We start from the raw sequence: 19,383 nt of genomic DNA, 5'->3' as shown, positions 1-19,383 counted from the left end.
TGAGAACCGGAAAGACGGCACTGCACAAAGTTGGTGTTTCCGGATGCTCACCGGGTGGGGCATACAGACTTTGTGCAAAGTCTTCGAACTCCATGCGCAATGGAGAAAAGGTATTGGTTTCTGTTGCGATCGACGCGCAGAAAACGCGCATGGGAATTACCCTTCAAATAGTAATGCCCCGCCCCCCATAAACAGGGGACGAGGCGGGAGGATTACTGGAAATATTCGCGGGCGTTCGCAGCTTCGACTTCCGCCTGGAACAGCTGCAGAAGCTCCTGCGCGCCTTCATCCATGTTCTCTTCGACATGGGCCTGGAACGCTGGCTGTGCCGCCGCCGCCATTGCAGAACGCTGTTCGGCATTCAGGGCCGTCACTTCAATCTGGTCCATCAGGCCTGCCAAACCGCGATCAGAAGCTTCGATGATCCGGCTGAGACCACGGCTTGCAACCACGCAGTTTTCTGCCGCACGGTGGATAACATCCCGTTCCTCATCGGTGAGGCCTTCGTAGAAGGCACGGTTCAACATGAACGTGTAGGGTGAGAAGAGGTGATTGGTCAGCGTCATATACTGCTGCACTTCGGCGAAGTTCGCGAAGGAGATGATCGGAACAGGGTTCATTTGCCCGTCAATCACGCCGGTTTGAAGACCCGAATAAACCTCGCCCCATGCGAGAGGATAGGCTTCGGCACCAAGCGATTGCATGATGGTCTGGTGCGAGGGCAACGTCATCGTTCTGATGCGGATGCCATCGAAATCTGAAAGTTCAGCAATCGGGCGCTGTGAATTCGTGACCGCGAAGAAACCTCCGGTATCGGGGAACCCAAGCACAACGACGCCGGGGAGCTCAGCTTCGATGTCTTCTGCCAGCGCTCCGCCAAATGGGCCGTCGAACACCGCGTAGGTGGCAGCGTTTCCGCTGAAGGCAAAAGGCATGTTGAGGATGTCGATACGGGGATAATAGCTGGCTAGTGCGCCTGTTGATGTCAGGGTTGCCTGAATGATCCCATCCTGAAGCTGCTGAACGTGCTCTGCGGCCGAGCCAAGCTGGTTCGAGCCGAAGACCTCCACAGTCACAGAGCCATTGGTTTCGGCTTCGACCAGGTTGGAGAAGACGGCGGTACATGCGTGTGCCGGGTTCTCGAAAGGATCGGTTTGATTGTCGTGGCCAAAGCGAATGACCTGTTCAGCGTTGGCTGCTCCAGCAGCAACAATGGCCGCAGTCGCCAGTCCAGTTAGTGTAGTTTTCATGGTTTCCTCCAGTTGGTTGAGTGGTGGCGTTATTGGGCGTATCCGAGATAGCGCGGCAGCCACATCGCCGCGCTTTCCCAGTAGGCGAACACAAACAGGATCGCGATTTCGGCTAAAAGGAACGGAAAGAGTTTGATCGCGATGCGCTCTAGCTTTTCCCCGGTTACAGATGACAGCACGAAGAGGCAGGCACCTACCGGTGGTGTCATCAGCGAAATATTCAAAGCCAGGATGAAAATGATTCCGGCGTGAATCGGATCGAGGCCGATGTTCTGAGTTAGCGGCACCAGAACCGGTGCAAGGATAATCAGGATGGCGGTGATATCCATCACCATTCCGACAATCAAAAGCAGACCGATGATGATTGCGATGACGACATAGCGGTTGTCAGAAAGACCCAGAACGGTTTCGGCGATTAATTGTGGAATGCGCTCGAAGCTCATCCACCAGCCAAGAATACCCGCGAATGCGATGATGACGAAGATGACCCCCATGATGCGCGCCGTCCGCACGAGCATCATATAAAAGCCTTTGAAGGTGAGGGTGCGGTAGACGACGGCACCAATGAACAAGGCATACGCCACGGCGATGGACGCCGCTTCAGTCGGCGTGACAATCCCGCCCAGGATTCCGCCGAGGATGATAACGGGCATGGCCAGAGCGGTCAGGGATTTAACGAATTGATCCATGACTTCCCGAAGTGTCGCGCCGCGCTCTGCTTTGGGCAGATTTTCCCGATTGCCGCCGATAATGATCACGAGCATGCAGACACCGCAGATCACGAGGCCTGGCAAAACACCTGCTGCGAACAGCCCGGCAATCGACACGCCCATGAGCGAGCCGTAGACGACCATCAGGCCGGATGGCGGGATGGTTGGTCCAATGATCGAGCCTGCCGCCGTGACGGCACAGGCATAGTCGCGTTTGTAGCCCTGATCGACCATGGCCGGAACCAAGGTTCGTCCGAAGGCAGCGGCATCTGCTGTCGCCGACCCCGTCAGACCGGCAAAAAAAACGGATGCCAGCATGTTCGTGTGGGCCAATCCGCCCCGAAATCGACCCACAAGTACCTGGGCTAGCTTAACCAACCGCTGTGTGATCCCGGTATCGTTCATAATCTCGCCCGCGAGGATGAAGAATGGCATGGCGAGGAATGGGAAAATATTCAGGCCGTTGAAAATCTTGCTTGGACCAATGGCCAGAAACTGGTCTCCGCCCATGGCGATAAGGCCAATGACACCGGACAGACCGATTGCAAATCCGATAGGCATGCCGAAGGCGATCAACAGCACGAAAGCGATGAGAACAATCATCAGATGGCCCCTTCTTTATCGACAGTAGGGGGCCGATCGATATGTGTGCCCAAATCCCTGATAAGAACAAGGACGAGTTGAACAACACAGATTGACGCAGCAACCGGTATGGCGGCGTAGAACGGTGCGAGACTGACACCAAAGATCATTGCTTCACGCGGCACACCGCTTTGTGCGAAGCCGATCCCGAAATAAGCTACATAGAGAAACAGTGAAAGCGACATCAGGTCGATACCGATAAGAAGGAATTGACGCAGCTTCTCGGGCAGGAGGTTGATGAAGGCTGTCAGACCAATGTGCTCGCGGCGTGAAATCCCAGAGGAAACCGCCAGCATGGCGGCCCAGATCATAAGGTATCTTGCAATGACTTCCGGCCACGGAAGCTGCCACCGAAAATAATATCGATCCATCACACCGAGCCAGACGACCAAGACCAGAGCGAGCATGAGTATCGCAACAATGGCCTCAATCGCTTTGTTGATCCGGTCGCTTAGTCGAGCAGCTTGCTCCCGCATGGCACTCTCCCCCTGCCAACGCTGAAATTTAGTTACATTAAGCGCGCTCCAGGGCGCTATGGCAACTATTTTTTGTTACGGAGTTACATATAATCTGTAAAACGGTGAAAAACCGATGCTTTTCATGTAACATTTGACCGATTTGCGTAACAAAGTTACACAGCTTATGCTGCTGGAGAGATTGATCAATCTATGTCTGAACCGGAAATTCTTACGCCTCCCAAGCCGCTAAGAGGCAATCCGGCAGGTACGGTTGATGTGCTTCTCGCGCTCCAGAAGCATGATGGTAAGTTCGCAACGCAAGAACAAAAAGTTGCGGACTTCGTGCAGAAGCACCTGGAGCACATCAGTAGCATGACGATCGCCGAGCTGGCGGACCACTGTGCAGTGAGCAAACCGACAGTCGTTCGATTTTGCCGAACCATCGGATGTGACGGATTTAAGGAGTTCAAGCTACGGCTTGCACAGAACCTGGCAGTCAGCCAGCAATATCTGTCAGCCAGCCTTCATACCCCTCCTGCGTCGGGCGACGCTGCCATCGACCGCGTGATAGGTGCCGTATACGAAAGCGCCATAGCAATGCGGGAACAGATCGATCCAAAGATATTGGATGATGTGAAGACCTGCCTTCTAGAGCCACGTAATCTGCTGTTCGCCGGAATCGGTGGTGGCTCATCGACCGTTGCTCAGGAAGGGGCCAATAGATTTTTTCGGTTAGGAATCGCGGCGGCATCTACTAGTGACAGTTACATTTTGCAGATGCGTGCGGCCACTCTTCAAGAAGGTGATGTGCTCTTCGCAATCTCTGCCAGCGGCGAAGCTGATGCGATCGTGGCGGCAGTCGAGATAGCAAGAGAGTATGGAGCTAAAACGGTTTGTGTCACTAGGCCGGAAACTCGCCTTGCGAAAGCCGCTGAACTACCAATTCAAATAGCTCTGCCAGAGGGAACCGATATCTACAAACCAACCGCGTCTCGGTACATTCATCTTATGATCGTCGATGCTTTAGCTTATGCTGTAGCGCAAGAACGATCTGCTGCGACCGCAGAGAACCTCCGGCGAATAAGGGCGTCGCTTACAGCTTACCACGGACGGACCGGGCCGCAGCCGCTAGGCGACTAAAGGCCAGACAATACGGCTGCAGTTCCTTGTTGGTCAGCCATCTGCTGCGAAAACGACCCCTTTTGTGGCGGTTTGACGACCTAAGTTAAGCCATTGGAATCGTGATAGAGGCGCTGCTGCAAAAAGCGTTTGCATAAGTTGGCTGCGGCAAAAACGGTCGTTTTTGTCCTTATGCTCTGCCCTACCACAAATCAATGCCATAGACCGGTCAAAAACCCCTAGCAAAACCCTTTGGGTTTTGGCAGGTTTTTGGCAAAGTGTTAGGGAGATCGGCATGGCAAAAGAACCAGAAGATAAAAAGGGCGCAGAGAAGAATGTGCCGCAGGACACGCGGCGAGCCTACTCAATTGAAGATGCGCCTGACGAACATCTTGCAATGCTTGAGCAAGCCCTTGAAGAGAGACGCTAATCTAGCGCGAAAAAGTCAGATTGTGAGTGATGATTATCGGATATGCCCGCGTCAGCACGGACGACCAGAACCTTGATGCGCAGACAGATGCACTGGCAGCGGCCGGAGCTGGTAAGCTGTTTGCGGACAAAATTAGCGGATCGAAACGTGATCGCCCCGAGCTGGACCGAATGCTGGATCAACTTCGTGACGGTGACGTTGTGACCGTTACCAAATATGACCGCCTTGCCCGCTCGCTGAAAGACCTTCTGGAGATAGTCGAGACGATCCGCGAGCGCGGTGCCGGTTTCCGGTCCCTTGCCGAGGACATCGACACGACAACGCCAGCCGGCCGTTTGGTTTTCCACGTTTTCGCATCTATCGCCCAATTTGAACGCGAACGGATTTCAGAGCGAACCAGAGAAGGGCTGGCTTCAGCTCGCAAACGCGGACGGATCGGAGGCAGACCCCCTGCCCTATCACCCCCTCAGAAAGACGAGGTGCGGCGTATGAGGGATGAAGAGCAACGCGCTGTCCCGGAGATCGCGCGGCTGTTCAAGGTCAGCGAACGAACCGTGCGGCGAGCCTGAGACCGTGCGACAAGATCACAGGGGATAACATGCTGCACAGCGACTTCAATATTGGCGATGAGTTCAAAACAGTGACGGGTATATGGCGCTGCACCGATATTGGCACCAGGACTATAATCGCCATAAAAATTTCTGATTACGACGACGCCACATGGTTCAATGGCCCCCCTTACGCCGTGGTCGAACATGTCTTCGACGAAAACGACTTGTCGGGCTTCGAGCGCCTTGCGGACGGTACAGTCAGCTTGGGGGATTTGACGCCATTTTCCTGAAGCGAACCTCAAATTCAGCCTTGATGGTTGCACGTTCTTCATCGGTCAAGTGCGGCTTCGGTTTCAGACATTGCCAACGTGCGTCGACGTAAGGCTCTGCCTCCTCAAAGGTGCAGTTTAATGCTTGCGCGATGGTTGAGGTGAACTCATGACGGCTGAGGTCAGCACTGAGCAGCCCGCCCAGGGTGCGTTGGAGAAAGATAAATGCCGAGGCAATGTCTCTATACCCCAAGGCCGCAGCTTTCTCGAATTCTCGCTGATCGAGCAAGCCGTTCAGCACATCAAGAGACTTTCGCAAATCGTCAGCGGCCTGTGCAACGCCAGCTACCTCACACATGACCGTATCATCAATAGCTTCGAGTTCCGCCGTTCGCGCGGTCAGAATAGCGTCAGCGTCTGCGTGAGTTGTGTTTGGTTTGGTCAATCCCCTACCCCGCAGCTGCCCGATCCAAAACCTCTTCGGCCCACTGGTTCAGGCTCTTGCCTGACAGCTCTGCCGCGAGTGCAGCCTTGCGATGAACTTCGGGATCAACGCGGAACATCACCTGGCCGGAAAAGGCTTTCTGTGGCTCTTTACCGATCTTTTCACAGGTCTCGATGTAATCGTCGACTGCCTCATGAAAGGCGTCTCGCAACCCATCAACCGTGTCGGCATGAAAACCGACACCATCACGGATACCGGCGAGGCGTCCGGTGAAGATTCCATCTTCGTCGTCATACTCAATGCGGGCCGAATAGCCCTTGTAAGTCATAGAATTGGTCATGGCGTTACTCCGATCCGTTCCAAAAACGCGCGAGCGGCGCGTACTTGGTAGCGTTTGGCCTCCTTAGCGGGGTGGGGCCGGTGAAACGTCTCAACTTCGCCATCCTTCTCGAACCGCACCCGTGAGCCGCGCCCTTCGATCACCTGCGCGCCAGCCGCAATAAGAAGACGCTCGATAGCAGCCCATTCGATTGTCCCGGACACTGGGTCTGTGAAGACAACGGCTAAGGTCTTGCGATGTTTGCTATTCATCAGGCTATGTAACGTATGCTTGCGTATTTTGCAAGCAATACCTTCACATAAAAAACCAAACAACTCTAATGTTATTGTCAACATTAGAGTTAGAGTTAAATACAACTTTGACTTTGTCTTTAAACTTGTCATTGTTGCGTTTATGTATGTAATCACCTTTGCAAATCCCAAAGGCGGCTCGGGGAAAACTACATCCGCCATTCTTCTCGCCGAACAAATCGCTCTTTCGGGCGGTCGGGTGTCTGTTCTCGACCTCGACCCAAACGCCAACATTCTCGCTTGGGCTGAAAGTAGAAAGACGGAAGGGCGTGATGTGCCTTTTTCGGTTCATGCGCGCCCGCAGGCCGAAGACACGGTAGAGCTGATTGATCAACTGGCTGACGAAGCAGATTATCTGATTATCGACCTGGAGGGGTCTAAAGATCAGGTTGTAACCTTCGCCCTTTCCCGGACGGACCTCTGCGTTATCCCGCTCGACGGCTCGCCTATGGAAGCTAGACAGGCAGCGGCGGCCGTCCGGCTTGTGCAGACGACATCGAACATGATCCGCTCACCGATAGAGTATGCGCTTCTCTTTACTCGGACCAATGCAGCATTCCAGACCACAGACGAGCGCGACGTGCGGCAGGAGATGGATATCAACAACATTCCGACACTACCGGTCCGTATCGCGAAACGCGCTCCCTTTACCCGCATTTTCCGTGATGGAGTGCTTCTGGCGGAGTTGCCCGGCATCGTCGAGGAGGAGCAGAAGGGAAAATCAGCATCTGCAACTGACAAGGCCATGAAGCAGGTCTCCAGTGCCATTGAGAACGCCCGTGACTACGCCCAAGCCGTCATCCACGCTCTCACAAATAAGAGGGCAGCATGAGCAAATATGGATTCGGCGGAGGCATTGAACTCCCCAAGCCCTCCCAAGCCCCCAGAGCGCGACCCAAGGCCGAGCCGGATTCTGTGGACAGGGCCGTCGAGGCAGGTAAGTCCCTCGGATTTGTCAGTCGGGAAGGCCATACAAGACTGAAGCCCGGTCCGAAGCGTAAGGAGGCTCAGGACAAGGTTTCGATCCCCGGCCCCAAGCGTGTTGTCGATGAGTTTCGGGCTTTTTGCCAAGAGCGCAACATCACGCTCTGGCAAGGCCTTGAGCTTCTTCTGTCCGAAAAGCGAGGCGGCTCTGGTTAAGGCCTGCCGCGTCTTTCAAAGACCTTCTTGCAGAACCCTATGAAGGCGGCGTTGGGATCGCGGGGCGGCTCTGTCATCCATTCCCGCCATTCCCGTTCGAGAACATACACATCCCATCCAGGCGCGACCGCCCTTGCATCGTGATAGGCTTCCGAGTCGAGCCGTACTTGTGACAGGGCAGGGGGGACAGTCCCGTTTTGGTCGGTGCGCCGGTTGGCGAATATCACCATGTCCTCTTCCAACCGCACGGCATAGTCGGGCATGTGGGCATGCTGCTTGTCCTGTCGCACGATATTAGTGACCAAGCGACGAAACTCTTTCTCGGTGGAGCTGGAGCCGCACTTGGCTTGCAGTTTTGCCAATCCGATCTTCCATTCCTTCTTCGCACCGCAATGCTTGCGAGCCAGCTCGTAGATGCGCCGCTCCAACGGTTTGCGTAGGCGGAAGTAGTCGCGGTGCAGGGTCAGAACCTCACGATGCCTGATGGCATTGAACACCCAGTCCGAGAGCCTAATTTCTACCTCCTGCATCCGCCCGTCTCGGGTCTCCCGAACGATTTTGAATCGGTCGATCAGCCCGAAACCGTCAAACTCTTCCTTGCCACCAGTGATGAGATTGGTGGTGATCACCGTACCTTGCAGGCGCTCCAGGGCTGCCCTGAGCTGTTCATAGCCCCGTCCATCCGATCCACGATTGGTAGCTTTCAGCAAGTCATAAGCGCGAAAGCGGATGGTGGGGCTGACTTCCCGATCCTCGTTCAAGGCTGCAATGCACTGACTGATACAGTAGATCAGAACGTCGCGATCATGGACTGTCGCCAGCCCTTTCACAGAAGGGGTAATTTCAACAAAATTCTGCCCATTTTCATAGCGGCGGATGTGTCGATCAGGTTTAGTGGAAATCGAGAAAATCGGGTGCTCCATTGAAGCCATGTCGCCCTTGGGCGCGGCATCGAAAATGTCGCAGACAAAAAAGTCTGTCTGCTGCATCCGGTCGGGCAAGAGCGGAGACCGTGAATTCGTGTTATCACCTACCATTTGTTGACATTCGTGCTTTTACCCACCGGGGTCAAGAGATTCGTGCTTTTACCCACCACCTTTCGTGCTTTTACCCACCTATTTTCGTGTTATCACCCACCAAAAGTTTCAAAGATAGGCGTGATTTCAAATGTTTAAGCGAAGTTCTGATCTGCGTAACACTATATTTAACACATATTTAACACCCAAGCACCGCAAGATCTTCATCACAAACGACAACAACAGAGGCTGATGTTGGACTATGCTTAGATTGACGAGGTGATGTCCCAGTCTGGCAGATAACCCTTGCAGATGAAAAAGGCCGAGGACAAAAAAAACGAGGGGGCATGACCGACCAGCGACGCATATCGAATAACATCAACCGCGACGACCATCACCCGCTTCGTGTTCAAAAGTATTGGCCCAGGTATGCGACCGGTGTTGCACGGGTTTGTCGGTCATGGAGCACCTACCCATCGCCTGACCAGTTCAACGAACTGATGGCGCTTGTGCAGGGGCTCTACAATGAGGCAATTGAACCAGACCGGGTTTACCGGAGAGCAAAAAGCTCGGAAGGTAAGCTATGACCAAAGGCACCAGCGTTCTCATGCAGCGAACCAAGCAAGCCTATCGCTACGGCCAGCTCGCGCGGCGCGGCATGAACATCTACGCGCTTTTCACACCGTTGCGCGATGCCCTGCGCAAGACGTCCCTGGGCGATGTGCGGATCGGGGATCTCAGGATGCCCTTCGACGTGCTCTATATCGGCTTCGAGGAGGGCAGCGGGATCACTTTCGGCACGCGGACCCACCCCAGAGCCCTTGTCGTGGACGGAGCCTACGTCACAGCCGCTCCTGTGGACCCTGAGACGGGCAAGCAGCACATAGATGTCTGCATCACCACACGGGACGCTCTGAGCGCCCTGAGAGCCGGTTACGGGGCGCACTGGCCGTTCTCATACGAACCTCACTTCACATTCACGCTGAAAGGCCGTCCCGACGACACGTTCGAAGCGGCCCTTGGCGAAGCACTGGATACAAACGCCGTGGACCTCGATGTCGATGAAGACGGACTGCACAGCTTCCGGCAGGCTGTTGTGGAGTATCAGGACGAAGCCGCCGCGTCCGGCATCCAGATCAACACGCCCGCAGTTTCCGTCTCGGAGGAGCTGGCCGCGTTCAAGAGCCGCAACCTGTCCGAAGCGAAGAAGGCATTGTCCCTGATCCTGGGCGCGCTCTGTGCGCTGACTGCACGTCCCAATGAAGCCGATCTGCCCGAGACCTGGCCCGAAGGAACGCCGGAGGTTCTGGTCGCCAAAGTCGCTACGGCCCGCTCGCCGAAGAAGCGGCGCGATGCTGAGAACGAGCTGAAGAAGCGCGGCTTCGTATCCGTCCGTCGGCTGGACCTCGATGCTTTCGGAGGTGGTGCGCATACGTCCGGTGACGGGGCAGGGGGCAGTGTCGCACCCCACTGGCGGGCGTGTCATTTTCGCCGCCAGCCGGTCGGCAAGGATCAAAGCGAACGTCGGTTGATCTGGATTCTGCCGACCATCGTGAATGCCTCGAAAGGCGCACCCAACACCGGGCGGCTCTACAAGGTCAAAGGCACGCCACCGACCTCTGACTGAGCGCGTCACTTTCCGTCTTCTTAGCTACGCGATTTTCAGCACCACGGTTCTGATTGATTAAGTGAGGTTTGGGCTTTAGAGTATGGCAGGAAATAGGGTGTCTTTGTTCGCATCCTTCCGAACAAGAGAGCCGATGACCAAACGCAAGCGCCTCACGCCAGACCAACGCCGCGAAATCGTCGCAGCCCATCGCCGTGGAGTGCCCAAATCCGTGCTGGCAAAAGACTATGAGGTCACGCCGCGCACTATCCAATACACCCTTCATCGCGCGGAGCAGGGGCGGCGCGACAGCGGCGTTCGGACCGAGACCATGAGCGTGACACTGACCCCGGAAGAGATGGCGGCGTTCGATGCGGTGCTGGCAAGGAGCGGGGTCAACACACGGGCAGACGGGATGCGGCGGTTGGTGCAGGGGGCGGCAGGACTGTTCCAGCCAGACGTGCATCTGGCCGACGAATTGGCGGGGTTTCGGGGGGCTTTGAACCGCGTCGGGAACAACGTCAGTCAGATCGCCAAGCGGATGAACGAGGCCAAGATGAAGGGATCAGCGCCATCATTTTCCGAGGATAACCTCGCCCAGATGCGGCAGCTCGCGGGCTTCATTCTGGACTTTTCCGATCAGGTCGATCTGCTGGCTCGACGGCGGGTCGAAGGCATGTCGTTGACGGCGGGCGATGCTCTCAAGGAGTTGGCCGATGTCCAGGACTGATGCAGTCAGCGCCGTCACGGGCGATCTGTTCGAGAAGGACTGGAGCAAGGTTCGCGGATCGATGCAGGGCCTCACGGGCGAACGGCGGCGGGCGCAGATGTCGCGGGCATCGCGAGGGCACCGGGCGGCGGTATTCAAGGCGATCCGGTCGGGCGGATGCCACACGCGGGCGGAGCTGGTGCGCCAGCTCGATTATCTGACCACGAAGTCCTCGCACATTGTGGATAGCCGTAGTTTGTTGGACGGGAAGCAGACGCTGACCGCGAAAGAGATCGAGGCGGTCGCGGATCGCTATGCCAACCGTTGGAGCGACGGGTTCCATCTCAAGCTCGGGCAGACGACCCATATGCTGATGTCCTTTCCGATCGGCACGAAGGGCGAAGATGTACGCGACATCGCGTCGAAGGTCTGTGAGCGGTTTTTCAGTGACGAAGAGAACGGACGGCACTTCGATTGGATTGTTGCGGTGCATGAGGACCGGGAGCATCCGCACGCCCATGTGGTGCTGAACCGCAAGTCGCAGGAAGGCGAGTTCTTTTACCTGGAGCGGGATCATCACTTCAATTATGACGATTTCCGCATTGCGATGGTCGAGGAGGCCGAGAAGGTCGGTGTGAGGTTGGAAGCCACACGGCGGGTGCATCGCGGGGTCATCGACTATCCGCCGCGCACGCGCGAGGTCTATGCGGCTAAGGAAGAGGGCAGGGAGGCTGAAGGTCGCGCGCGATTGGGTCGCGATCTCGACGAAGCAAAAGCGCAGGTTCACAAATTCGGACGGGAATATGCCCGACTTGGGGAAGGTGCGCATGAACAACGACTGGGTGAGGCGCTGTTCAGGGCGGGTGAAATACTTGCCCGGGGCGGGCAGCTCAAACCCGAAGGCGCGGTCTATCAGACCGGCCAGACGGAAATGCTGGCAACCCTTCATAAAACAATGGATGACGTGAACGCCCGCATCGACGCTTCCGCACCATCAGCACGACCGGCTCTGCAAAAACGCCAGTATGAGGCATTGAAAGCTACGGCCAGATGGCAGCCGTTGGGAGACCGATCTTCCGACTTGCTGAAGCCACCATCCGAGCATGGCCACTATTCGAGCCGCAACATCGCTTCGGACAAGCTGGACGGATTGCGCGATATGGTAACGCGCGCCCAGATAGAAACCGCACTACGCGGCACAGGGATATCCTCTGCGGTTGTGATTGCCCGTATCGAGGCCGGTGCAGACAACGCGGCTCTGGAAGAGACGTGGGAGCAGGAGGATGCGCATGCGATTGCGGCGCATGACGGTCTGGATATCGCCGATCCGGAGCACGATGGGCGCATTCAGGACCGCGTGGATCGTCTTCATGTGCGCCTGGCGGAGGTGTTGAGGAATGCCGGGGTTCTCAGGACTGACGGGATCATCGAGCGTGATTATGATTTCCACTTCGATGCGCAGTCTACCGAAGACCGTTGCCGTGCAATCCGGCAGGGGTTGCGCAGTGATGGGCTGTCCGAGGCCCAGATTGCGGAGCGGGCAGATGAGATCGAGGATCAGGCCTACGATCAGATCGAACGCGAGCAGCAGGAGTGGCTCAAGGATCATCCGGCGGTTCTTGCCTCGCCCAATACCGTTTACCGAACACATGACGATGGACGGGACGTGATCGTAACCTCGCCTCTCGCCGACGAGATGGAACGGATGGCCGAGCGCATGATGAAGCTGGACGGTGCGCCAAGGGACGATCTTGCCGGGGCCGTCGCGTTCGCCTTCCGCGCGATGTATCAGGGCCGCCCGGGCGAAGCGGACATGCCCGAGCATCTCGCCCGTGGTCTAGGACAGACCTATGCGAGTGTCTGCGAACTCAGGGCAGCTGAGCGGGCGCAAGAGCGCGATAGCCGTGTTCTGGTTGAGCCCGGTCCGGCGCACAGGCCCGAGGCCGCGTCTGTCGCTGCTGAAGCATTCGTAGTGAGCTATTCCCAGATCGAAGCTGTCATAGCCTACGACAAGATGAGCGGTGCTGAGCGACACCACGCGCCAGCACCGGACAAGCAGGCGTTCCGGGCCGAGCTCGAGGCAGCACTTGGGCCGGAAAACATCACCGCTCTTCGGTCGGGCGATGCCAGCGTTCTGTCCACTGTGACCGAAGACCGGATGGAACAGTTGATCGTGGCAAAGGCCTATATGCAGTCCGACCCTGACATGGCGGTGGCCATAGGGGAGGCCATGCGCGCGGTCTGTAACGAGCTGGGAGACCTGAAATGGGCTGAGGACCATCCAACGGACGGTTCCGGTGAACGGACCGGGCTGACCCACTAAGAAGACGGCTCAGAGACGTGGGCGGGCGGTTTGTGGGGCGCAGGCCGGTGGTGTTGTGTTTCAGAGGTTGGTAGTCAAAACCCAAGCCAATCTTGGCGGAGAGACCTGTGCAAACTGACGGGGGCCGCGGCCGCCCTGGCTCTTTGGGGGCCGATGCGCCCGCAGCCGTCCGTCAGGTTTCGCGTTCTCCTTTGTTTGGCATGTTGTCTTCATCGCGGTAGCCAAGAAGTGTTTGGATGCCATCAGGCGCTTCCCGTACCCACTCGCCATCATCGCGCCGGAAAACTAGATGCGCGCCGGCCTTCTGTTGCGCACACAGGTCAGCCTCCATTGTATCCGCAAACCAGGGGCGGTCGTTGAAGGGAGGCTTTGACGTGTCAGTGGACATGTTTTCCGCCCTTCATCTTGCCTCAAATATCCCCGGGGGAATGCCCGTAGGGCAGGGGGCAGGCAGCACCCCATTCCCAAAACGCTGAATGCAAGGATAAGAAAATTCACCCAGATTTCGAACTCATGCTAGTTGCGAGGCTCACTAGAGCCCACAGGTATTGATTGAGCGAAAGAAAATATGTTGGCAGGATCAACTCTTGATTTTATTTCCATGAGCTTATCGGCAACAATTTGACCAAAATATAGTTCAGCAAAAGCGCCACGGTAACTTTCCCCAGGATCTCCTTCATATCCGGGATTTACGCCTATATGTCGGTCGGGGTAATTGAAATAACAGCCTTGATATTTTTGTCCCCACAGCGGGAATGGGCTGGGGTTGCTCATCGCATTGCGATGCACTTCGCTGTAGCCCTCGTTGAACCATGAAATAATCTCCTCGTCATCAACATTTGGATCGCTACTTGCAGTTTCCTTCCAATAAGTTTGATATTGCAACTTGAGTATCGAGCTTCGAGCAGCAATCGCTGTTCTTGATCCATTTCCATCATCCAATGCATTAACTTGAGCTCCATATGAATCAATTTGAATCAGCGTTTGAGATTTGTCTGCTGCACGAGGTGCCGGGTTCGATGCGTTCTGGTCTGTTAGAAACTTGAACATCGCTTCAGCTTCTGCGTCATCAAAGTTTCCAATCATACTGCTACTCTTATATTTACCTTTTTGATTTTCCCCTGAACCATTCAGCAATTGAGTCATCTCGATCCAAGGCAAATCATAAACAGAATCCAAATTGATAACCCCCGAAACCGGGTGACCCGGAAGAATATACTTTCGACCTGCAAATAAAGATTTTGTAGGTGGAGCTATCCAAGTTGATAAAGCATTTGCAAAATTTGCGATCTCGTTATCTGCTTGAGACTCGTTCAAGCTAAGATAACTATCCCCACCAGATATTTCTCCGCTGTGGCCAGAGCTTTCGCCATAGACGACTTGGATTAAAATTGACATCATGTCGTTGGGATCGGCCATGCATGTGAATTTGCCTAGAGTAAATGCCTGCGGGGCTAAGCTGGCGCATGCATCAAAGTAAGCTTTCATGAAGCTCGAAAAATTCATAATGCCTTCAGAATCCATGAACTGTGACCAGGGCACCGGCAAGGCGATAAATTTTGCTCGCTCGGGTGCGCGTGGTAGTTTGTCCTTGCGGAAGAAGTACTTAGTGATCACGCCATAATGGCCAGCACCACCTCCACGGCTCGCCCAGTTCAGGGAGTCCTCATCATCTGGATCAAAAGGTCTCAGCTTGAACGCATTTGGCCCATCGGAATTTGGAACGACTATTTCTACGCCGGAGAGATAGTCTACGGTCAACCCATGTAACCGAGACAGTAAGCCATAGCCTCCACCAGACAGATGACCACCGGCACACACTGAATAGCACGAGCCACCTGGTAGAGTTGCCCCAAATCGTGAGTGGAGTGCAGATTGCATTAACCAGTTCGAAGCACCCGGTTCAATAACGATGTATTCGATACCATTAATTGTATCGACATAAATCTGTTGCATATTGCTGAGATCGATAACGTACTTCGTGTAGTTTTCATTCCCATCTGACTTCTGGAAAGTAAAATTTTCATAGCAGTGACCGCCGGATATCATTCTGACATCTCCGGGGTTTAAGCCATATGAGTTGATATTCTCGAGCGCCTCCAGGACATCAGTCTCGCTATAGACGAGGTATACTCCTTGGCCAGCGCCGTAAACTTTTTCATCCAAAGAAAATCGCTGATTAAAGCCTCTATCAAGTCCGGAATAGTTATTGTCGGCTTTGCTAATAAAGTCATACATGCTTGAAATCCTTTATATTTTGATCTTAGAGCGGCTTGTATGCGACAGCGTCGATTTCGACTTTCGCATCGACCATGATCTGTGAGCGCACGGTTGAACGAGCAGGCCCACCGTTCGGGAAATAGCCCGCATAGACCCGATTGAAGGTCCAAAAATCGCGTGGGTCGTCAAGCCAGACGCCAATCTTGGCAACATCTTCCAGCGTGCAGTCAGCGAGCGCCAGCGCAGCGATAAGGTTCTCCATTGTTCGTTTGGTCTGGGCTTCAATACCGCCTGGTTCGATTTCACCGTTCTCTTTCATGGCGACTTGCCCGGAAATGAATACCAGATCGCCGGCCCGAACGGCTGGAGAGAACGGCAAGGGTTGGCCTCCTGCCCCGGTCCGGTCGTTACCGATGCGTTCGATTGTTTTCGTTGTCATGCGGAAGTTTCCTTTGTTTTCTTGATGTCAATCGGGAAAGGGATCGGGGCAACAGCACCAAATCCAGTGGTCGAGAGTGCCGCGCCTATGTTGGCGGTTTCTGCAGCGTCCTCAGGCCGACGGCCACGAAGAATATCAGACAAGAATATGCCGTTGAAACAGTCTCCTGCTCCTGTCGCATCAATTACAGATACATCCAGAGGAGGTATCGTGGAGATGCCATCACCGGACGAGACCGCTACGCCATCGCCACCAAGGGTCAATGCGACGACAGCCGCGCCGAGATCGTGGTAGAAGTTGATAATGTCCTCGGGACTGTGCAGACCTGTTAGACGACGTGCGTCGTCCAGTCCGGGCAAAGCAATGGCGCAGTCACGCATGATTTCGTGGGTCACTGCCCGCGCCTGATCGAGAGGCCAGAGCCGTTCTCGGAGGTTGGGGTCAAAAGCCACTGTGGTGGATGCTTTTCGCGCGATCGCAACTGCTTCGGCAGTAGCTGCGCGCAAGGTGCTGCTGACCGCGATCGTGATCCCCGACGCATAGAACATCTTCGTATCAGCGATTGCTGCGGCAGGAATGTCCGCGCCAGTCATCAGACTGCAGGCAGAACCCTGCCTTCTGTAGATAAAGTGATGCCCTTCCCGATCATGATGGACGAAGTAAAGACCAGTATCTTGATCTGGAATTTTTGCAGCAAATTCAGTATCGACACCCTCGTTTTGCCATAGGTTGACAATGTCCTCACCAAATGGATCAGCGCCGACGCGTGAGATCATACCAACGGCCGCGCCTTGTCGTGCGGCAGAAATGGCGACGTTGGACACATCGCCGCCGAAACCACGACGATAAGACCCATCAGGCTGCACGTTGAACTCTACAAGCGGTTCTCCAAGACAAAGCAAGTCGGCCATTGAGGATCACCAGACTTTGCCGCGAGCTGCCACTGGATGAGACCCGATTAACTCGTCGCCTCGCACCAGAACCACTTCATCAAGCATGTTGCTGACTACACAGGCGTGGTTTGGAACAATCCGTATGCGATCCCCGACTGCCAGGTTGATATTCTGGGCGGTCAACACACCATGTTCTTCCGACAACCCTGCCACCTTGATGTCCGGACGACCGAGAACATGACCGCTGCCATCAAGTCCAAGCAGGTCGGATGTCAGCACCTTCGTGCCACAGTCGATCACGGCGCGATCATCCGCAGGCACTGAAATCACGGTCGCCATGACACTGAGGGCGCAATCGTCCCATCCGCAGACGCCTCGTGCTTCCAGAGACCTGTCATTGTAAACGTAGGTGCCGATGCGATATTCGGTGGCAATCGGCACGTCCTGCGCTTGCCACATGCCCGGAGAGCCGCCATTTGAGATTACATCGACCGATAGGCCGCGTTTTTCGACCGCTTCGACCGCTTTTTCCAGCCAAGCCTGCGTTTCGGCTTCCGCTCCGACCGGCGGATAGGTCATAAGCCCTGCAAAACGGAGGCCCACCTTGTTTTCGATATGATGAGCGAGAGAAGCCGCAGCTTCGGCAGACGTTACACCGCATCGTGCTGCGCCGGTATCGCATTCGACCAACACATCAAGGGGTGTATCAGCGTCTGCAAAGGCTTCGCTCAGCCCATCGACAACGTCAGTATTGTCCGCGACTACGGAAAGCTTCACTCGTTCAGACAGTGCGCGCAAGCGGCGGGTTTTTTCCGCGCCGAGGATATTGAAGGTGATCAACACATCTTCAATCCCGCCTTCAGAGATCATGACCTCGGCTTCGCTTACCTTCTGGCAGGTAATACCAATCGCACCTGCCTCGACCTGAGCTTTCGCCAGCATAGGCAGTTTATGGGTTTTTATGTGAGGTCGCAGCTTCAGGCCATGTTCATCGCAATGTGCCTGAAACTTGCGGACGTTGTTCTCTGCAACATCGAGGTCAATCAGAACGGCAGGGGTATCGATATCAGAAAACATCAGGCGACTTTCTCTTCAAATGGCGCCTGAACAATTGGCCACAGGGGTCTTATCAGGCGGGTATAATTCGTCATGAGGGGATTGTTTGGATAGGGGCCATCGACGGCCGCGTAGAGAATCTCTGACGCGATCCCGGCGAACGCCCCGTGGAAGTGGTTGGTAGACTTCACAACCAAAGTTTTTTTGGTGAGAGGGTCGATCCCCATGTTCGAAAACAGGTCTGGCGAAAAGGCTTGGGCCCGGTTCGAGTTCATCACGACTTCAATCTCACCGACACGGACGACCGCACAGTCGCCAAGCGGAACAACCGAAGATCCAAAACTCTGCACAGCATTTCGTTTGACCTGCTGCACCGTTACATGCGCATCAATCGGATCACCGGCCAGTGCCGAGGTTTTTCCGCCAAACCGAAGATCGAGCGAGGCTCCTTCACCTGCCGCATGGCACAGGCGCACCGCCATCGGGTCCCAAATCGTCCCAAGGGCGAGCGAAGACATTCCCATCTCAATCGCGCGGCGCAACAAAATCGTGGAATCGCCTGCTACACCGCCGCCAGGATTGTCCCACACGTCTGCGATCACGATAGGCCCAGAGGGCGCATTGACGGCATGTGTAAGAGCCTCATCGACACTCATGAAGGTCGGTCTGGTCTTACCTCGAAAAGAGAACAACTCCTCGCCCAGTTCCTGTGCGATCCTATCTCCCTTGATGCGATCGTTGTCGGTAACAGCGATGATCTTTGCCCCAAGATCAGGCGAGTCGCCTGCCATGAATCCGTGAATGGTAGACACGGACAACACTTCACCAGTGGCCTCCAGCGCCATCATTTTGTCTACGAAACCGCGCATCGGCGGACGGCTGGTCGGAAGAACCTCGATCATTCGGACATCGAATACGGATAGAACCGGGATGATCTCGCCTTTGACAGCGCGCAATGTCAGATCGACGCAGGCTTCGGCCGTCTCGACAAAATCTGTGTGGGGGAATTCCTTGAACACTGCGATGACGTCGCTGTTGTCAACGCGGCGGTCACTCAGGTGAGAATGCGGATCAAAGGTCACGCCGATTATTGTTTTTCGGCCAACGATCTGACGAACCGCTTCGATCAATTCGCCTTCGCAATCAACACAGCCTTCAGCGATCATTGCACCGTGCAAGCCAAGTACGACCGCATCGACAGGTAGCGCATATTTGAGCTGCTCTAGAACTTCGTCCCGCAGCCGCGCCCAGGTTTTGCGATTAACCAAACCGCCTGGCTCAGCCCACGCTGCGGTGCCTTCGATTAGCTCTATTTCGCCAGTTTCTGCACGTGCTCTGAGAACCGGAAAGACGGCACTGCACAAAGTTGGTGTTTCCGGATGCTCACCGGGTGGGGCATACAGACTTTGTGCAAAGTCTTCGAACTCCATGCGCAATGGAGAAAAGGTATTGGTTTCTGTTGCGATCGACGCGCAGA

General features: G+C 55.3%; 23 protein-coding genes. 9 read left to right on the top strand and 14 right to left on the bottom strand.

What is annotated here, in order from left to right; genetic code table 11:
- From VJ956_RS16375 to VJ956_RS16285, 4 genes are all read right to left on the bottom strand, one after another.
- Positions 1 to 151, bottom strand: a 151-nt coding sequence (locus tag VJ956_RS16375) for a M81 family metallopeptidase (RefSeq protein ID WP_414674458.1), incomplete at its 3' end; no start/stop codon positions are given.
- 61 nt (positions 152 to 212) lie between these two features.
- Positions 213 to 1,250: a DctP family TRAP transporter solute-binding subunit gene (locus VJ956_RS16295; RefSeq protein ID WP_324086095.1), complete on the bottom strand. Its 1,038-nt coding sequence runs from the start codon at positions 1,248 to 1,250 to the stop codon at positions 213 to 215.
- A 29-nt stretch (positions 1,251 to 1,279) separates the two neighbouring features.
- The gene (locus tag VJ956_RS16290) at positions 1,280 to 2,563 is read right to left on the bottom strand and encodes a TRAP transporter large permease (protein WP_324086094.1); all 1,284 of its coding nucleotides are present in this window, start codon (positions 2,561 to 2,563) and stop codon (positions 1,280 to 1,282) included.
- Positions 2,563 to 3,078, bottom strand: a complete 516-nt coding sequence (locus VJ956_RS16285) for a TRAP transporter small permease (protein WP_324086093.1) — start codon at positions 3,076 to 3,078, stop codon at positions 2,563 to 2,565. The genes VJ956_RS16290 and VJ956_RS16285 overlap by 1 nt, the downstream gene beginning before the upstream one ends.
- 192 nt (positions 3,079 to 3,270) lie before the next feature.
- Here VJ956_RS16285 and VJ956_RS16280 point away from each other — a divergent pair, with 192 nt between their 5' ends.
- From VJ956_RS16280 to VJ956_RS16265, 4 genes are all read left to right on the top strand, one after another.
- Complete coding sequence (locus VJ956_RS16280) at positions 3,271 to 4,200, top strand: MurR/RpiR family transcriptional regulator (RefSeq protein WP_324086092.1); 930 nt, start codon at positions 3,271 to 3,273, stop codon at positions 4,198 to 4,200.
- Positions 4,201 to 4,474: 274 nt separating this feature from the next.
- The gene (locus tag VJ956_RS16275; protein WP_324086091.1) at positions 4,475 to 4,609 is read left to right on the top strand and encodes a hypothetical protein; all 135 of its coding nucleotides are present in this window, start codon (positions 4,475 to 4,477) and stop codon (positions 4,607 to 4,609) included.
- Between the two features lie 29 nt (positions 4,610 to 4,638).
- Positions 4,639 to 5,178: a recombinase family protein gene (locus VJ956_RS16270; protein ID WP_324086096.1), complete on the top strand. Its 540-nt coding sequence runs from the start codon at positions 4,639 to 4,641 to the stop codon at positions 5,176 to 5,178.
- A gap of 29 nt (positions 5,179 to 5,207) precedes the next feature.
- Entirely contained in the window at positions 5,208 to 5,450 is a 243-nt protein-coding gene (locus VJ956_RS16265) for a hypothetical protein (protein ID WP_324086090.1), read from the top strand.
- On the opposite strand, the gene VJ956_RS16260 is transcribed toward VJ956_RS16265, so the two are convergent.
- The 3 genes from VJ956_RS16260 to VJ956_RS16250 are packed head-to-tail and all read right to left on the bottom strand — an operon-like array spanning position 5,419 to position 6,465.
- A complete protein-coding gene (locus VJ956_RS16260; RefSeq protein ID WP_324086089.1) occupies positions 5,419 to 5,874 on the bottom strand; it encodes a hypothetical protein in 456 nt (151 codons plus the stop codon). The two genes, VJ956_RS16265 and VJ956_RS16260, sit on opposite strands and share 32 nt — an antisense overlap.
- Before the next feature lie 4 nt (positions 5,875 to 5,878).
- Complete coding sequence (locus VJ956_RS16255; protein ID WP_324086088.1) at positions 5,879 to 6,214, bottom strand: type II toxin-antitoxin system HicB family antitoxin; 336 nt, start codon at positions 6,212 to 6,214, stop codon at positions 5,879 to 5,881.
- Positions 6,211 to 6,465, bottom strand: coding sequence for a type II toxin-antitoxin system HicA family toxin (locus VJ956_RS16250; RefSeq protein ID WP_324086087.1), 255 nt, complete (start codon positions 6,463 to 6,465; stop codon positions 6,211 to 6,213). Before VJ956_RS16250 ends, VJ956_RS16255 begins: the two co-directional genes overlap by 4 nt.
- Between VJ956_RS16250 and VJ956_RS16245 the strand changes: the two genes are divergently transcribed.
- A complete protein-coding gene (locus VJ956_RS16245; RefSeq protein WP_324086086.1) occupies positions 6,425 to 7,336 on the top strand; it encodes a ParA family protein in 912 nt (303 codons plus the stop codon). The two genes, VJ956_RS16250 and VJ956_RS16245, sit on opposite strands and share 41 nt — an antisense overlap.
- Entirely contained in the window at positions 7,333 to 7,644 is a 312-nt protein-coding gene (locus VJ956_RS16240) for a hypothetical protein (RefSeq protein ID WP_324086085.1), read from the top strand. Before VJ956_RS16245 ends, VJ956_RS16240 begins: the two co-directional genes overlap by 4 nt.
- Here the strand turns inward: VJ956_RS16240 and trfA are convergent.
- Positions 7,641 to 8,645 (bottom strand): replication initiator protein A, encoded by a 1,005-nt coding sequence (gene trfA, locus VJ956_RS16235; protein WP_324086084.1) that lies wholly within the window; start codon positions 8,643 to 8,645, stop codon positions 7,641 to 7,643. The two genes, VJ956_RS16240 and trfA, sit on opposite strands and share 4 nt — an antisense overlap.
- Before the next feature lie 598 nt (positions 8,646 to 9,243).
- Between trfA and VJ956_RS16230 the strand changes: the two genes are divergently transcribed.
- The 3 genes from VJ956_RS16230 to VJ956_RS16220 all read left to right on the top strand — a co-directional run bounded on the left by VJ956_RS16230 (position 9,244) and on the right by VJ956_RS16220 (position 13,298).
- Positions 9,244 to 10,287, top strand: a complete 1,044-nt coding sequence (locus VJ956_RS16230; RefSeq protein ID WP_324086083.1) for a hypothetical protein — start codon at positions 9,244 to 9,246, stop codon at positions 10,285 to 10,287.
- A gap of 133 nt (positions 10,288 to 10,420) precedes the next feature.
- On the top strand, positions 10,421 to 10,996 hold the full coding sequence (locus VJ956_RS16225) for a hypothetical protein (RefSeq protein ID WP_324086082.1): 576 nt from the start codon (positions 10,421 to 10,423) through the stop codon (positions 10,994 to 10,996).
- Positions 10,983 to 13,298 (top strand): relaxase/mobilization nuclease domain-containing protein, encoded by a 2,316-nt coding sequence (locus tag VJ956_RS16220; protein ID WP_324086081.1) that lies wholly within the window; start codon positions 10,983 to 10,985, stop codon positions 13,296 to 13,298. The genes VJ956_RS16225 and VJ956_RS16220 overlap by 14 nt, the downstream gene beginning before the upstream one ends.
- A 172-nt stretch (positions 13,299 to 13,470) precedes the next feature.
- Here the strand turns inward: VJ956_RS16220 and VJ956_RS16215 are convergent, their stop codons facing one another.
- The 6 genes from VJ956_RS16215 to VJ956_RS16190 form a co-directional block, all read right to left on the bottom strand.
- The gene (locus VJ956_RS16215) at positions 13,471 to 13,686 is read right to left on the bottom strand and encodes a hypothetical protein (protein WP_324086080.1); all 216 of its coding nucleotides are present in this window, start codon (positions 13,684 to 13,686) and stop codon (positions 13,471 to 13,473) included.
- 128 nt (positions 13,687 to 13,814) lie between these two features.
- Positions 13,815 to 15,536 carry an FAD-binding protein gene (locus VJ956_RS16210; RefSeq protein ID WP_324086079.1) on the bottom strand — a complete coding sequence of 574 codons (1,722 nt, stop codon included), beginning with the start codon at positions 15,534 to 15,536 and terminating at the stop codon, positions 13,815 to 13,817.
- A gap of 25 nt (positions 15,537 to 15,561) precedes the next feature.
- Positions 15,562 to 15,957, bottom strand: coding sequence for a RidA family protein (locus VJ956_RS16205; protein ID WP_324086078.1), 396 nt, complete (start codon positions 15,955 to 15,957; stop codon positions 15,562 to 15,564).
- Positions 15,954 to 16,868 (bottom strand): sugar kinase, encoded by a 915-nt coding sequence (locus VJ956_RS16200; RefSeq protein ID WP_324086077.1) that lies wholly within the window; start codon positions 16,866 to 16,868, stop codon positions 15,954 to 15,956. Before VJ956_RS16200 ends, VJ956_RS16205 begins: the two co-directional genes overlap by 4 nt.
- Positions 16,869 to 16,874: 6 nt before the next feature.
- Entirely contained in the window at positions 16,875 to 17,927 is a 1,053-nt protein-coding gene (locus tag VJ956_RS16195; protein WP_324086076.1) for a D-TA family PLP-dependent enzyme, read from the bottom strand.
- Positions 17,927 to 19,383 (bottom strand): M81 family metallopeptidase (locus VJ956_RS16190; protein WP_324086075.1); only part of this gene is annotated, 1,457 nt, incomplete at its 5' end. The genes VJ956_RS16195 and VJ956_RS16190, both read right to left, overlap by 1 nt.

It is taken from the genome of Marinobacter sp. (genome assembly GCF_035268745.1).
In the GTDB taxonomy this organism is placed as follows: domain Bacteria; phylum Pseudomonadota; class Gammaproteobacteria; order Pseudomonadales; family Oleiphilaceae; genus Marinobacter.
The sequence above is the reverse complement of the archived record's forward strand: the minus strand, read 5'-3'. Positions and strand labels throughout refer to the sequence as shown.

Coding starts and splice junctions, on each gene's coding strand:
- VJ956_RS16295 (WP_324086095.1), bottom strand. CDS start 1,250: ATGAAAACTACACTAACTGGACTGGCGACTGCGGCCATTGTTGCTGCT.
- VJ956_RS16290 (WP_324086094.1), bottom strand. CDS start 2,563: ATGATTGTTCTCATCGCTTTCGTGCTGTTGATCGCCTTCGGCATGCCT.
- VJ956_RS16285 (WP_324086093.1), bottom strand. CDS start 3,078: ATGCGGGAGCAAGCTGCTCGACTAAGCGACCGGATCAACAAAGCGATT.
- VJ956_RS16280 (WP_324086092.1), top strand. CDS start 3,271: ATGTCTGAACCGGAAATTCTTACGCCTCCCAAGCCGCTAAGAGGCAAT.
- VJ956_RS16275 (WP_324086091.1), top strand. CDS start 4,475: ATGGCAAAAGAACCAGAAGATAAAAAGGGCGCAGAGAAGAATGTGCCG.
- VJ956_RS16270 (WP_324086096.1), top strand. CDS start 4,639: ATGATTATCGGATATGCCCGCGTCAGCACGGACGACCAGAACCTTGAT.
- VJ956_RS16265 (WP_324086090.1), top strand. CDS start 5,208: ATGCTGCACAGCGACTTCAATATTGGCGATGAGTTCAAAACAGTGACG.
- VJ956_RS16255 (WP_324086088.1), bottom strand. CDS start 6,214: ATGACCAATTCTATGACTTACAAGGGCTATTCGGCCCGCATTGAGTAT.
- VJ956_RS16250 (WP_324086087.1), bottom strand. CDS start 6,465: ATGAATAGCAAACATCGCAAGACCTTAGCCGTTGTCTTCACAGACCCA.
- VJ956_RS16240 (WP_324086085.1), top strand. CDS start 7,333: ATGAGCAAATATGGATTCGGCGGAGGCATTGAACTCCCCAAGCCCTCC.
- VJ956_RS16230 (WP_324086083.1), top strand. CDS start 9,244: ATGACCAAAGGCACCAGCGTTCTCATGCAGCGAACCAAGCAAGCCTAT.
- VJ956_RS16225 (WP_324086082.1), top strand. CDS start 10,421: ATGACCAAACGCAAGCGCCTCACGCCAGACCAACGCCGCGAAATCGTC.
- VJ956_RS16220 (WP_324086081.1), top strand. CDS start 10,983: ATGTCCAGGACTGATGCAGTCAGCGCCGTCACGGGCGATCTGTTCGAG.
- VJ956_RS16215 (WP_324086080.1), bottom strand. CDS start 13,686: ATGTCCACTGACACGTCAAAGCCTCCCTTCAACGACCGCCCCTGGTTT.
- VJ956_RS16210 (WP_324086079.1), bottom strand. CDS start 15,536: ATGTATGACTTTATTAGCAAAGCCGACAATAACTATTCCGGACTTGAT.
- VJ956_RS16205 (WP_324086078.1), bottom strand. CDS start 15,957: ATGACAACGAAAACAATCGAACGCATCGGTAACGACCGGACCGGGGCA.
- VJ956_RS16200 (WP_324086077.1), bottom strand. CDS start 16,868: ATGGCCGACTTGCTTTGTCTTGGAGAACCGCTTGTAGAGTTCAACGTG.
- VJ956_RS16195 (WP_324086076.1), bottom strand. CDS start 17,927: ATGTTTTCTGATATCGATACCCCTGCCGTTCTGATTGACCTCGATGTT.